Genomic DNA, 13,535 nt, shown 5'->3' on the forward strand with positions numbered 1-13,535 from the left:
TAAATATTACTCTTTATATTTTAATGCATCTACATTTTTAGAATAATAATATAACGACCTGTTAGCCAAATGGTTTGACAATTCATGAACAGTTTTAAATCTTTCTTCCATTCCAGAATGCACACTATCTATACCGCAGCCACATATACTATCATGTAGATGATTACTTAAAAGTATCTTCCAAGCATAATTTAATTTGGCATATGGGTAGTTATCTTTATCATATATTGAAGTAAGAAGTGGCTCAACTAATTCCTCCAGTAAATATTCAGCTTTTTTATTTTGCTGTTTTAAATATACTCTATTTGAAGAAGTCCCAGTTAAAGTGTACCAACCATCTGTTTTTTGACTCCTTAATTCTCCTTTTATTTTATCTAACTTTATTTTACTTTTTTCAATTTCTTCTATCAATAAATCTGAATAATCTTTTAAATTTGAATGTCTAAATTCATAATCAGGGTATAATTTGTTTGCCAAATCTATAGCTTCTAGTATATCTTTTATATTGTCAATTAAATCAATTAAATACATTTGGTGTTCTACAAGTGGTAAATACCACTCTCTATCTAAATTTGAAGGCGTTTGTCCATACCATAAAGATTGTTTTGAAGGTCTTGCAAGTGGTCCAGGAATTGAAAAAATAACAGGAAAAAAAGCTTATTTACTTGAAAAAGATGATCCCATATGGGAAAGTGTTGCAAATGATATTACAGAAGCTTTAACTTCATATATTTTAATACTTTCACCACAAAAAATAATATTAGGTGGTGGTGTTATGAAACAAAAGCAATTGTTTCCTATAATTAGAAAAAAAGTATTGGAAAAATTAAATAATTATGTTTATAAAAAAGAAATTATAAAAGATATAGATAATTATATTGTTTATCCTAAATTAGGCGATTATGCTGGATTTTACGGTTCGATAGCATTAGGAGTATAAAAAAATAGTTGGCAATAAACCAACTATTTTATTTAAAATAACTTATTAAATTCTAATCCGGCACTAAATGAACTATTATTAATTGTTCTTGAATATCCTCCATTTAAACTTATAACCGTTGTAGGATTTATATTATATTCAAGTTTTGCATCTATACTTCCACCAAAATCATAAGTATATTTATTTTCAATTTTCTTTGACAATGAAAACGTATTATATACACCTAATCTTGTATTAATATTAAAATTATTTATTTTATAACCAAAATCTACACCAAGCTTAACTTTATGATTATATAAAAACTTAAATTCTGTACTATTTTTATTTATTGTTGAACGATATGATCCTGCTTCCATATTCAAATCAACTGTTGGTTTTATTGTAAATTCGTTATTTTTATACAAATCAAATTTAAAACTGTTATCTACACGAACTGCCAAAAAGTGTGTATCAACTTTCTCTCTGTTTAATACATATAAAAAGCCTACGCTTGGAACGTATGTACCCACTTTTGTATCAACGCTATAATATATTCCAGCTAGAAAATTCAAATCTTTAAATGTCGTTGCCACATTTCCCATTACTCCCATATTTCCGTTTATTAATCCACTAGCATTTATGTTATGATAATATCCGTATTTTTGTTTAGAAAATGTATAAGCAAAATTAAATCTATCATCAAGAGTATTATTATTAGTTAATTCTATTGATGAAAATACACCTCGTTTTAATTTTTCTTCTTCTGCAAATACCCCAACTTTAGCTACTCTTAGTTGCCCAAGTTTATATATTATATTCTTAGCAACCGGTCTTTTATCACCAATTGCATGTACCAATTCACGGTAACTTTTGTCTATTTCATATTCTTTTCTTTCATCATCTTTTATTTCATCTAATACTTTTTTTGATTCTTCAATTTCTTTTATTTGCATTAATTTTGATTCTAACATTGGATCATAATCAGGATTTAATTCTTTTATTTTCTCTTCACCAATCTCTGTTAATCCTAATATTTCTTTATTTACATCAAATAAAGTATTTGCACTTTCAATTTTTTTCTTAGCTTCCTCCGCTTTCTTCTTAAATGTATTATTTTCTTTAAGTTGTAACAACATTTCTTTATTACCATCAACTTCTTTTGACTTTTCTTTTTCTTCTAACTCTTTTAAGTATTTTATTCTATCTAAATTATGACTTACTGCTTTTTTAGCGTTTTCTACTGTTGTACCATGAAGAGTTTGAATTAAAGTTTTAGTCCATAAAAAATTTGTTTTTATAATTTTTTTATCATCAGGTGAATTATGTGTCATACCATCTCTATCTAAAGCATATACAAACATTCCACCATATTTATTGTCCTTAGCAAATAAATTTAACATAGATTTACTAAAATCGTTAATATGATAATTAATAAATTTACTTTGTCCTTCTTTTGATAACTCCTCAGCATATGTTAATCCTGGAATAAATTTTTCTTTATCAACATTTAAATCTTTATATACTCTCTCATTATTTTTTTCCAGATTAGTGTATCTTGGATTACTTGCATTTCCTTTTCCATAATTTTGATAAAAAAAGTAATTAAAATGATCTTTAACATTTCCTATGGCTTTTTCACTAGCTTTTCCTGAATTTGTATCATATAGTAACAAAGTTTCTTTATTACTTGATTTAGGACCTAAATATTTTCCTAAAGCTTTTATCATTTTTTCACCAATATTTATTTTTCTTGTAGTTAAATAATTAGAATCTTCACTTTCTTTTTTAGTATCTTCATATCTTAGTTCCATATCTATGTCTATACCATCTAAACCATATTTTAATACTGTTTGTTCATACAATTCTTTAGCCCAAGCATCTATTTCAGTATCTGTTGGTTCACTATTATTATTTTGTCCATTATTAATTTTTATAGGAACTTCTATTAATCTTTTATAATTTATACCATATACTAATTTTACTCCTCTTTTTCTAAGTTTTGGACCATAAACATCTTTTAATTGCTTAAAATACTCTTGATATTTGTTAGAATCATTATTTACTGCATATTTATCATATCCAAAAACATTAACTATATTTACTCCCTCAGGAATATCAAGCATTGTTAATTCATTTTTACCAGTTAAATTATTATTATCTTGTTCAAATGTTTTATCTCTCCAAATTCTATAATAGCCCATAAAAATTTTTTCTTGTGCTAATGCTATAGAACTAATGGTGGAAAGTAATGCTATTACAAAGAATTTTTTAATCATTTACATTCTCCTTTTCAGTTTAGTGAACATTATCACAAAATTAAAAAAAAGTAAATATAATAAAGTAAAAATTACAAAAAAAGAAAGAATTAAAAAAATTCTCTCTATTTATTAATAATTTCAATTAATTTGTCCAGACTTTGTGCTCCTGAATCTACAAATTCTCCATTAACATATATAGTTGGAGACACTGTTATTCCTTTATTTCTTGCTTCTTCAATATAGCAAGCACCATCTATCATATTTGAAATGACATTTTCATTATTCAATGCTATTAAATTTAATCCTTGTACTACTTCAGGACAAAATGAGCATGATAAAGTTACAAATACTTCAACATACTTTTTACTTTTTATATTATCTACTTTTTCTTTTTGTTCAGAATTTAATTTTGTTCCTAAACCAAAAAGTGATAGTATTGCTAATATAAAGCTATTAAATTCATGTCCTGACGGTATTCCTGAAAATACCATTCTTGTAGGTTTTGAATCTTTATATATTTCAAAAGAGTTTACTCTATAACTAATACTATTATTTAATACTAATTCTAGATTTTCTGAAAGCTTAACAATTTCTTCTAAAAAAAGTTTTAATTCATCAGCTTTTGAGCTATCATCAAGTTTTGCAACTAGTTGTACTTTAGAATCTATATATTTAAAATATTGACTTAACTGCTCTTTGATATTTTCATCTAAAAATGCCATTATAGCTTACCTACCAAATCTAGTCCTGGTTTTAAAGTTTCTTGTCCTTCTTTCCATTTTGCAGGACATACAAATCCTGGATGTTCATATACGTATTTAGCTGCTTTTGCTTTTCTTAAAATTTCTGATGCTTCTCTTCCAACACCATCTGCTGTTATTTCACAAGCAACAATTACTCCTTCTGGATTAAGTATAAATGCTCCTCTATTAGCTAATCCTGTTTCTTCTTGATATACATCAAAAATTTTTGATACAGCTCCTGTTGGATCTCCTATCATACAATATTTTATTTTTCCTATTCTTTCTGAAGTATCATGCCAAGCCTTATGACAGAAATGAGTATCAGTACTTACAGAATAAACTTTAAATCCTAATTCTAAAAATTGATTATAATTATCTTGTAAATCTTCTAATTCTGTTGGACAAACAAAAGTAAAATCTGCTGGATAAAAGAAAAATAATGACCAATTTCCTTTAACATCTTTATCAAAATTTACTGTTATCATTTGTTCGTCATGATAAGCGTTCACTGTGAAATCTTCAATTTTTTTACCAATTATTGCCATAAATTATACCTCCTAAATTTTTGTTATCCTGAATTTCTAAGTCCTGTTGCCACTCCGTTTATACAAGTATGTATTGCTTTTATTAATTTATCATTGTTGTTTCCATTTCTAACTCTTGTTATAAGGTCAACTTGTAAATAATTTAGTGCATTAAAATAAGGCATTCTATTTGATAAACTTTCAAAAAGTTCCTTATTATCTTCAAGCAACATAGTTTTATTTGAAATTTTTAAAATAATTTCTTTTGTAAGTTCAAATTCTTTTTTTATTATTTCAAAAATCATAGTGGCACTATTTTTATCACTTGCTAATTCAACATATTTACCGGCAATATTCATATCTGCCTTTGATAACACCATATCTACATTAGAAATTAAATCTCTAAAAAATGCCCAATTTTGATACATTTCTCTTAGATTTTCTAAACCATTTTTATTGTTTTTTATGTATTCATTAAATGCTGTTCCCAGTCCATACCATCCAACAAGCATTATTCTACTTTGTGACCAAGAAAATACCCAAGGTATTGCTCTTAAACTATCAATATTTTTAGAATTTTTTCTTGAACTTGGTCTTGAACCTAAATTAAGTTTTGAAATTTCTGAAATAGGCGTTATTTCATAGAAGAAATCTTCAAATTCAGATGTTTCATATACTAAGTTTCTATATTTTTTATAACTTATATCCGATATATGTTTAATTATTTTTTGAAATTCTAAATTATTATATCCTGTTAAGTCGACTGATTCAAGAGTAGCTGCAACTAAAGCCTCTAGATTATATAACCCATTTTCATAATTACCATATTTTGCACCTATTATTTCACCTTGTTCTGTAAGTCTTATTCTACCAGTCATACTTTCATGAGGTTGTGATAAAATAGCATCATAGCTTGGTCCTCCTCCACGCCCTACAGTTCCACCACGACCGTGAAAAAAACTCATATTTATCCCATATTCTTTAGCTAGTTTAATTAATTTTTGTTGTGATAAATATAGAGAAAAACTTGATGTTAAATATCCTCCGTCTTTATTACTATCTGAATACCCAAGCATTATTTCTTGATTACCATTTATATATTTTTTAACAATATCAATATTAAACCATTTTTCCATTATCTTAATAGAATTTTCCAAATCTTCTATTGTTTCAAAAAGTGGAACTATATTTATGTCAAGTCTATCTTTATTACATATATTTGCTTCTTTCATAATAAGTGCTACTTCAAGCATATCAGAAACACTCGTACAATGAGAAATGATATTTTGTCTTATAACATCTTCTCCAAATATATCCATTAATTTTTTTGCCATAAAATATATTTTTAATTCATTATCAAGTAATTCCGATTTTTCTATTAAATTTGATGATAATGGTCTTGGATCATCTCTTAATTGTTTTAATAAAAGTTCACATTTTTCATTTTCAGTAAGTTCTATATAATTATTATGAATATTTGCTGATTTTAGCATTTCTGATATACATTTTTCATGAATACTTGAATCTTGTCTTAAATCTATACTTGCAAGGTAAAATCCAAAAACTTTTGATGCTTCAATTAAATTATCTAATATCCCATAACTTAAATTAGCAGAACTATGATTTTCTAATGAATGTTTTATAACTATTAAATCATTTGTAAACTCTTGTTTTGTCTTATATGGTATTTCCTTTGTATTATTTGGCATTGTAGTTGTATCAAGTTCAAGTTCATATGCTTTTGCAATTATTTTATCAAGTATATATCTAATCGCTTTTCTATATGGTTCTTTTTGTCTATGATGTGATGTATCATTAGATTTATTTGCCATTTCTAAAAGTTTGTGACTTGCAGTTATAAGTTCACCTGACATAGAAAATTCTCTATAAAGTTCTTGTAATTTTGTAATATAATGTTCAAAAATAGTAGTTGATGCTGCCTTTACTGCAACTTCAAGTGTTTCACAAGTTACATAAGGGTTTCCATCTCTATCTCCACCTATCCAAGTCCCAAGACTTATTGGTATTAAATCTTCATTAATACACAGATCTTTTGCTTTTTTCCTATATTTAATAATAAGCTCCGGTATTGCTTCTAAAAATGTTGATTTATAATATCCAATTATATTACTTATTTCATTTGTAACACGTAATTGTGTAGTTCTTAACGTATCTGTTTGCTTAAGTATAGAAATTGCTCTTTCTATTTTGTTAAACCATTCATCTTTGTTTATTCTGTTTGATTTAACCTTTTCATAATCGTTTATTAAATCATATATTGTTTTTGTAAGATCTAATACACTTTTTCTTTGAACTTGTGTAGGGTGTGCTGTAAGTACAGGTATAACTTTTACTTTTTCAACAACATCTTTATTTTTTATTTTTGAAAATGAATTTTCCAAACTACCTTTCCAAGCTTCATTAAGATTTCTTTTCATCATTATTTTTCTTGAAGTCATTACATCTTCCGCTATGTTTATCAACAAAGGGAAAAATGATAGAATCCTTGCTACTTCATACGCCTTATCATCTTCAATTTTTTTTATAATCTCAGACAATTTATCATATTCTTTATTTAATACACTTTCTTTTATTTTTATAATAATTTCATAAATATCTTTATCAAGTGAACTTAAAAGTGTATTTTCCAAAATTTCTATTTCTTCATTCATAATAATATTCCCTTATTTACTACTTATCTTTTTTATTTTTTCTGCTTCTTTTACCGCCTGATGATTTTCCACCTGTTGATATTTCAACTATTGGTTTTTTAGCATCTTTTCTGTTTAAAGTTCTCATAATATCTTCTGCTTCTTTTAATGGAACTGTAATAAATGAAAATTTATCCATAATCTTAATGTCTTTAACTTTACGTCCAGGAACATTAGCTTTCTTATGTAATAAGTCAAGTAATTTACTTGGATTCATTTTATCTCTTGCACCAAGTGCTATGAATAATCTTGTCTTATCTTCAAGTTTAACACTTACATCTTTAATTTCGTTGTAATTTTCTTTTAAAAATTCATCGTCATACACATGTCTTAAAATTGCTGAAAGTATAACTTCAGCATTTCTATTTTTTAGTAATTTTCTTGCAAAATCAAGATATTGTGAATAGTCATTTTCAAGAATAATTTCATCTATACTTGATATTAAATATTCTTTTTTTGCTTCCAATATATCATCAATATTAGGTATTTTTTCTTTTCTAATCTCAGATTTAGTTATTCTTTTTATTTGCATTAGTTTATTTGCTTCTTTAGGTGTTACAAATGTTATTGCAATTCCTTTTTTCCCTGCTCTACCTGTTCTACCTATTCTATGAACATATGCTTCAGATTCTTGAGGTATTGAATAATTTATTACATGTGTAAGATCTGAAACATCAATACCCCTTGCAGCAACGTCTGTTGCAACTAATATATTAAGTATTTTTTGTTTGAATAAATCTAATGTTTTTTCTCTTAATCCTTGTGTAATATCACCATGTATACATTCTGCATCATAACCTCTTGATTTAAGTTTTTTAGTAACTTCATCAACATCTTGTTTAGTTTTACAAAATACTATACCGTAAAAATCAGGCCTATAGTCTAAAACTCTACAAAGTGCTTCAAATTTATCATCAGGTCTAACTTCAAAATATATTTGTTCTGTTAAGTTTGTTGTAAGTTCTTTTTTCTCAACTTTAAGTGTTTTATGCTTTGGCATAAATTCTTTTGCTATTTGCAATACTTCTTTAGGCATAGTTGCTGAAAAGAAAAGCATTTTTTTATTTTCGTTTGTTTTAGACAATATTTCTTTTATATCGTCAATAAATCCCATATTTAACATTTCATCAGCTTCATCTAGTATGAAGTAATCTAGGTTTGTTAAATTTAGTGCTTGCTTTTTCATCATATCCATTACACGCCCTGGTGTTCCTACAACTATATCCACACCTTTTTTTAAGTTTTTAAGTTGTGTTTCAATAGATGCTCCACCATATACTGCAAGTATTTTTATATCTTTTGATCCTTTTAAAGAGTATATTTCTTCTGAAACTTGAACTGCTAATTCTCTCGTAGGAGTTAAAATTATTGCCTTAACTTTTTTTTCTGGTTCTAATAATTCAAGTATAGGTAATGCAAATGCTGCTGTTTTACCTGTTCCTGTTTGTGCTTGTCCAATTAAATGTGTTCTTTCTTTTAATAATTCCGGTATAACTAAAGCCTGTATTTCTGATGGCGTTTCAAACCCCTTTTCTTTTAAAGCTTTTAGTGTATCCTGACTTAAACCTAAGTCTTCAAATTTTATCATTCATTTTCCTTTCTAGGCAATTCCAAGAAAAATTTCCCTAATTTGCCACTTCTATAATCCTTAAGTATTTTTCTTGAAATAAGTTCATAATTGTGTTCTTTTGTATTGTGAATTTTTAATCTATTTTCAACAATAGAAAGTAATTCATAATTATCAATATTTTTAATATCACTAACCTCAATATTATATACCTTAAATATATTTTCTATTAAATTATATTCTCTCATTTTGTTTATAAGCTCTATACAAACCTCTTCAAGAGGTAATATATTATCTTTTATTGAGCCTGTTATTGCAAGATTTAACGCTATTTCATGACTGTCAAATCTTGGCCATAAAACCCCAGGTGTATCAAGCAGTGAAAATTTCTCATTAACTGTTATCCATTGCTTTCCTCTAGTAAACCCTGGTAAATTACCAACTCCAGCCTTACTCTTAGATGAAAACCTATTAATAAATTTAGATTTACCAACATTTGGGATTCCAACTACCATAGCTCTTATTTGCGTTTTTCTAAGACCTTTGCTTTTCATTTTGTTTAATTTTTCATCGTATAATTTATCAACTTTATTTTTCAATTCTTTTAAATTGTTTCCATTTTCTACGCTTATAGGTATAACTATATCTGCAAGATTATTTTCTAAAAAATAGTTTTCCCATAAATTATACTTTGTTTTATCTACTAAATCCATTTTGTTTAATAAAATTATTTTTTTCTTATTTTTCGCTAACTTTGAAAGTACTGGATTTTTACTAGATATTGGTATTCTTGCATCTAATATTTCTATGACTATGTCAACTAATTTAAGTTGTTCTTCCAACATATCCATAGCTTTTTTCATATGACCTGGATACCAGTTTATATTTGTTTTTTCTAATTCCATTCTAGTCCTCTAAACTTTTTATTATTAATACTATTTCTCCTTTTATAGCTTTTTTTTCTAATTTTTGAATTAATTCACTAACATTTCCTCTTAAAACTTCTTCATATACTTTTGTAAGTTCTCTTGCAATTACAACGTATCTATCACCTAAATACTCATATATATCTTTTAATGTTTTTAAAATTCTATTTGGAGATTCTAATATTATTATTGTTCTTTCTTCTTTTTGCAATTTTAAAAATAGAGTTTGTCTTCCTTTTTTCTTTGGTAAAAATCCTTCATATGCAATTCTTCTCATATTAAGCCCACTTATACTTGCAGCAGATAATATTGAAGAAGGTCCTGGTATAGTAACAACCTTTATATTATTATTTAATGCTACATCTACCAATTCATATCCTGGATCTGATATACAAGGCATACCTGCATCTGTAACAAGTGCAACATCTTTATCAGATTTTAATATATTTAATATATTTTCTATTTGATGAATTTTATTATGTTCGTGATACTGGTATATAATATTTTTTATTTCATAATGTTCTAATAATTTTTTAGTAACTCTTGTATCTTCCGCAAAAATATATTGAACTTCCTTTAGTATTCTAATTGCACGCATACTAATATCTTCTAAATTTCCTATTGGAGTTCCTACTATATACAGCAATTAATTCCCTTCTTTCTTATCAGATACTACTTTTTTACCATTTAAATAATCAATTGCAGCTTTTAATTGTATATCTCCAGCGTTGATTATTTCTTTAGCTTTTTTCTCCCCATGTATTTCAATAAGTAATTTTTCTATTTCTTTTTGTCTATTTTGTTTTGCCTTTTCTGTTTCTATTGAATATCCTTTAGTTGAAAGTATATTCTCCATTTTTATATAAATATCTGGTTCTATTCCGTTTTTGTTTATATTATCATTATGCGGTGTAGAATATTTAGCAATTGTTAATTTAAGTGCATCTCCCGTTTTAAATTTCACTATATTTTGTGCTACACCTTTACCATAAGTTTTTTCACCTATTATAGTAGCAATTTTATAATCTTTTAAGATTCCTGTAACTATTTCAGAAGCAGAAGCACTACCACCATTAACTAATATAACCATAGGTCCATTAAATGTTTGTCTTAATGTTCTTGTATATGTTTTAGCATCTTCATTTTTAAATTTAAGACTTACAAGCTTATTTTTATATGTAAATAATGATGCTATATCAACAGCTTCTTTTAGTGAACCTCCTGGATTTGTTCTTAAATCAAGTATTATTTTTTTCATACCTTTTTTATTCAAATCATTAATAGCATTTTCCATTTCCTGACCAACACCATCACCAAATTGAAGTAAACTTATATAACCTATGTTATTTTCTAGCATCTTATATTCAATATTTTTAATGATAATTTCATCTCTAACAAGAGTTACTTTTATTGGATTTTTTACATTTTTTCTGCTAATTTCAAGTCCAACTTTAGTTCCTTTTCTACCTCTTAGCATTTTAGATATTTCTACTGCTGAATTTTTAAGTATATCTTTTCCATTAATTTTTAATACTCTATCGCCTATTTGTATATTTGCGTTATACGCAGGTGAACCTATAAATGGAGAAATAACTTCCATATATTCACCTTTTTTCTTGTTGATTGTCATACCAACACCGCTATATTTACCATTTAAATCATCATTAAAATCATCTAAATCCTTTTTTGAAAGATATTCTGAATAAGGATCTTCTAATTCATTTAAAATTCCTGATAATGCGGCTTTATATAATTTATCTTTATTAATTTCTTTGTCTCCAACCCAATTATCAATAACTAAATTTATGGTTTCAATAACTTTTGCAAGTTCAACTGTATCATTAAAAGTTGCTAGTTCCTCATTAGTATTTTTCTTATTTTTTTCAACTATAGTAGTTTTTGGTATTGCATGACAATATTTAGGCACAAAAAGCCCAAGTAATGCTCCAAATATGACACTACCAAAAATATATGATACAAATTTAATTTTCAAATTCTTCATAATTTTGCACGTCCTTTATATATGCTAAATATTCAATATTACCTTTAGTTCCTTTTATAGGAGAATTTATAATATTAATTAATTCATAATTATTTTCTATTAAACTGTCTTTTACTTTATTTATTGCAAATTCCCTATATTTTTCTTCTTTTACTATACCATTTTTACCAATATAATCTGCACCAACTTCAAATTGTGGTTTTATTAAAAGAACAAGATATGCTCCTTTTTTTATATATCTTCTGATATCAGGTATAACTTTTGTAAGGGATATAAACGATAAATCCGCAACAACTATATCTGCAAGACCCATATTAAGTAAATTTACATCTAATTTATTTATATGTGTATTTTCAATACTTTTAACTTTTTCATTATTTCTTAAACTATATGCCAATTGATTTGTTCCAACATCTACACTATATACAAATATAGCTTTATGCTGTAATGCACAGTCTGTAAAACCTCCTGTTGATGAACCTATATCAAGTACAACTTTATCTTCAAAATCAATATCAAATGCTTTAATTGCACCTTCTAATTTAAGCCCACCACGGCTTACATATTTTAATTTATCTTTTATACGTATATTAAGATTTTCATCATCTTTATACATAGTTCCAGCTTTTGTTACTAAATGTTCACAAACAGTGACATTTCCAACCATTATTTCTCTTTTTGCCTTTTCTCTACTCTCAAAAAAACCTCTTTCAAAAAGTATTACATCAAGTCTTTTTTTCATACTAAATATCCTTGAAAAATAAAGGTAACTATTATTCCTAATATACAGCCAGCAAAAACTTCAAGCGGTGTATGTCCTAAAAATTCTTTAAATTCCTTAAATTGTTTTGTTTCAAATATATCTTTTTGATTTTCTGTAATAAGTTGGTTTAAAGCTTTTGCATGTTTTCCGGCTTCTCTTCTAATTCCGGTTGCATCATACATAACTATTGTTGCTAATACAAATGAAATGGCAAAGTATACAGAATTTACACCATATATAAATGCAATTGAAGTACATAATGATGAAACACTTGCAGAATGCGAACTTGGCATACCACCAGTTTCAAAAAGAAGTGAAAAAATAGGTCTTTTTTTAGAAAAAACAGGTGAAAAAATTTTTAAACATTGTGCTATAAATGCTGAAATAAAAACTAAATCAATTATTTTATTGTTTAAAATTATTCCATTACTCATTTTTAATTTCTCTTCCTAAATTCATAAAATTCTCGTGTAATTGGTCCTTTATTATTCTTTTCATCAACTCTTTTTTTAAAAAATATCATAACATGTCCTATTGATGAGACACAAATACTTGACGTTGCTTTTGCAATATTATCTTCTAATTCTCTTGTAATAAATTCATCTGAATTATTTAAAATTTTAACTTTTATTAATTCTTGCTTATCTATAACTTGTTTTATACTTTCAATAACACTGTCGCTTATTCCTGATTTTCCAATTCTTACAATTGGTTCTAAATCATGAGCTTTTTTTCTTAAAAAATTTCTTTCTTTTGAAGTTAATTTCATATTCTCTCCTTTCGCTTTGACTATTTATTTTATCATAATTTGGTAGTATTTTCAATTTTTATATGATATAATTTTTTAATGTAAAATATTATTATTTATTGGAGGAAAAAAGAGATGGCAAAACAAAAATTTGAAAGAATTAAAGCACACGTAAACGTGGGGACAATAGGACACGTAGACCACGGTAAGACAACAACAACAGCAGCGATATCAAAAGTATTAGCATCAAAAGGACTAGCAGAAAAAGTAGACTTTGAAAACATAGACCAAGCTCCAGAAGAAAGAGAAAGAGGAATAACAATCAATACAGCACACATAGAATATGAATCAGAAACAAGACACTACGCACACGT

At 26.4% G+C, this 13,535-nt stretch carries 14 protein-coding genes; 2 read left to right on the top strand and 12 right to left on the bottom strand.

Annotated elements, in window-relative coordinates:
• Positions 1-6: 6 nt before the first annotated feature.
• Positions 7-531, bottom strand: coding sequence for a hypothetical protein (locus tag AWT63_RS05985; protein ID WP_068269202.1), 525 nt, complete (start codon positions 529-531; stop codon positions 7-9).
• Here AWT63_RS05985 and AWT63_RS05990 point away from each other — a divergent pair.
• Positions 506-940, top strand: a complete 435-nt coding sequence (locus AWT63_RS05990; RefSeq protein ID WP_068269205.1) for an ROK family protein — start codon at positions 506-508, stop codon at positions 938-940. The two genes, AWT63_RS05985 and AWT63_RS05990, sit on opposite strands and share 26 nt — an antisense overlap.
• A gap of 32 nt (positions 941-972) precedes the next feature.
• On the opposite strand, the gene AWT63_RS05995 is transcribed toward AWT63_RS05990, so the two are convergent.
• From AWT63_RS05995 to yhbY, 11 genes are all read right to left on the bottom strand, one after another.
• The gene (locus AWT63_RS05995) at positions 973-3,195 is read right to left on the bottom strand and encodes an EndoS/ChiA family endoglycosidase (protein ID WP_068269208.1); all 2,223 of its coding nucleotides are present in this window, start codon (positions 3,193-3,195) and stop codon (positions 973-975) included.
• A gap of 104 nt (positions 3,196-3,299) precedes the next feature.
• Positions 3,300-3,899 carry a thioredoxin family protein gene (locus AWT63_RS06000; protein ID WP_068269212.1) on the bottom strand — a complete coding sequence of 200 codons (600 nt, stop codon included), beginning with the start codon at positions 3,897-3,899 and terminating at the stop codon, positions 3,300-3,302.
• Positions 3,899-4,465 carry an alkyl hydroperoxide reductase subunit C gene (gene ahpC, locus AWT63_RS06005; protein ID WP_068269215.1) on the bottom strand — a complete coding sequence of 189 codons (567 nt, stop codon included), beginning with the start codon at positions 4,463-4,465 and terminating at the stop codon, positions 3,899-3,901. The genes AWT63_RS06000 and ahpC overlap by 1 nt, the downstream gene beginning before the upstream one ends.
• A gap of 23 nt (positions 4,466-4,488) precedes the next feature.
• Positions 4,489-7,116 carry a phosphoenolpyruvate carboxylase gene (gene ppc / locus AWT63_RS06010; RefSeq protein ID WP_068269218.1) on the bottom strand — a complete coding sequence of 876 codons (2,628 nt, stop codon included), beginning with the start codon at positions 7,114-7,116 and terminating at the stop codon, positions 4,489-4,491.
• Between the two features lie 19 nt (positions 7,117-7,135).
• Positions 7,136-8,743: a DEAD/DEAH box helicase gene (locus AWT63_RS06015; RefSeq protein ID WP_068269221.1), complete on the bottom strand. Its 1,608-nt coding sequence runs from the start codon at positions 8,741-8,743 to the stop codon at positions 7,136-7,138.
• Complete coding sequence (ylqF, locus tag AWT63_RS06020; protein ID WP_068269224.1) at positions 8,740-9,627, bottom strand: ribosome biogenesis GTPase YlqF; 888 nt, start codon at positions 9,625-9,627, stop codon at positions 8,740-8,742. The genes AWT63_RS06015 and ylqF overlap by 4 nt, the downstream gene beginning before the upstream one ends.
• A 1-nt stretch (position 9,628) precedes the next feature.
• On the bottom strand, positions 9,629-10,294 hold the full coding sequence (gene rsmI, locus AWT63_RS06025; protein ID WP_068269226.1) for a 16S rRNA (cytidine(1402)-2'-O)-methyltransferase: 666 nt from the start codon (positions 10,292-10,294) through the stop codon (positions 9,629-9,631).
• Positions 10,295-11,650 carry a S41 family peptidase gene (locus AWT63_RS06030; protein ID WP_068269229.1) on the bottom strand — a complete coding sequence of 452 codons (1,356 nt, stop codon included), beginning with the start codon at positions 11,648-11,650 and terminating at the stop codon, positions 10,295-10,297.
• Positions 11,631-12,392 carry a TlyA family RNA methyltransferase gene (locus AWT63_RS06035; protein ID WP_068269232.1) on the bottom strand — a complete coding sequence of 254 codons (762 nt, stop codon included), beginning with the start codon at positions 12,390-12,392 and terminating at the stop codon, positions 11,631-11,633. The genes AWT63_RS06030 and AWT63_RS06035 overlap by 20 nt, the downstream gene beginning before the upstream one ends.
• Positions 12,389-12,847 carry a divergent PAP2 family protein gene (locus tag AWT63_RS06040; protein ID WP_068269235.1) on the bottom strand — a complete coding sequence of 153 codons (459 nt, stop codon included), beginning with the start codon at positions 12,845-12,847 and terminating at the stop codon, positions 12,389-12,391. Before AWT63_RS06040 ends, AWT63_RS06035 begins: the two co-directional genes overlap by 4 nt.
• Before the next feature lie 2 nt (positions 12,848-12,849).
• Complete coding sequence (gene yhbY, locus AWT63_RS06045; RefSeq protein ID WP_068269243.1) at positions 12,850-13,182, bottom strand: ribosome assembly RNA-binding protein YhbY; 333 nt, start codon at positions 13,180-13,182, stop codon at positions 12,850-12,852.
• Positions 13,183-13,296: 114 nt separating this feature from the next.
• Between yhbY and AWT63_RS06050 the strand changes: the two genes are divergently transcribed.
• Positions 13,297-13,535: GTP-binding protein (locus AWT63_RS06050; RefSeq protein ID WP_231723232.1), on the top strand; the 239-nt coding region annotated here is incomplete at its 3' end.

The sequence above is a fragment of the Caviibacter abscessus genome (genome assembly GCF_001517835.1).
GTDB lineage: Bacteria > Fusobacteriota > Fusobacteriia > Fusobacteriales > Leptotrichiaceae > Caviibacter > Caviibacter abscessus.

Excerpts from the sequence above, each read along its gene's own strand:
- AWT63_RS06035 (WP_068269232.1), bottom strand. The coding sequence starts at position 12,392 with ATGAAAAAAAGACTTGATGTAATACTTTTTGAAAGAGGTTTTTTTGAG.
- AWT63_RS06040 (WP_068269235.1), bottom strand. The coding sequence starts at position 12,847 with ATGAGTAATGGAATAATTTTAAACAATAAAATAATTGATTTAGTTTTT.
- AWT63_RS05985 (WP_068269202.1), bottom strand. The coding sequence starts at position 531 with ATGTATTTAATTGATTTAATTGACAATATAAAAGATATACTAGAAGCT.
- ylqF (WP_068269224.1), bottom strand. The coding sequence starts at position 9,627 with ATGGAATTAGAAAAAACAAATATAAACTGGTATCCAGGTCATATGAAA.
- AWT63_RS06000 (WP_068269212.1), bottom strand. The coding sequence starts at position 3,899 with ATGGCATTTTTAGATGAAAATATCAAAGAGCAGTTAAGTCAATATTTT.
- yhbY (WP_068269243.1), bottom strand. The coding sequence starts at position 13,182 with ATGAAATTAACTTCAAAAGAAAGAAATTTTTTAAGAAAAAAAGCTCAT.
- ppc (WP_068269218.1), bottom strand. The coding sequence starts at position 7,116 with ATGAATGAAGAAATAGAAATTTTGGAAAATACACTTTTAAGTTCACTT.
- AWT63_RS05995 (WP_068269208.1), bottom strand. The coding sequence starts at position 3,195 with ATGATTAAAAAATTCTTTGTAATAGCATTACTTTCCACCATTAGTTCT.
- ahpC (WP_068269215.1), bottom strand. The coding sequence starts at position 4,465 with ATGGCAATAATTGGTAAAAAAATTGAAGATTTCACAGTGAACGCTTAT.
- AWT63_RS06030 (WP_068269229.1), bottom strand. The coding sequence starts at position 11,650 with ATGAAGAATTTGAAAATTAAATTTGTATCATATATTTTTGGTAGTGTC.
- AWT63_RS06015 (WP_068269221.1), bottom strand. The coding sequence starts at position 8,743 with ATGATAAAATTTGAAGACTTAGGTTTAAGTCAGGATACACTAAAAGCT.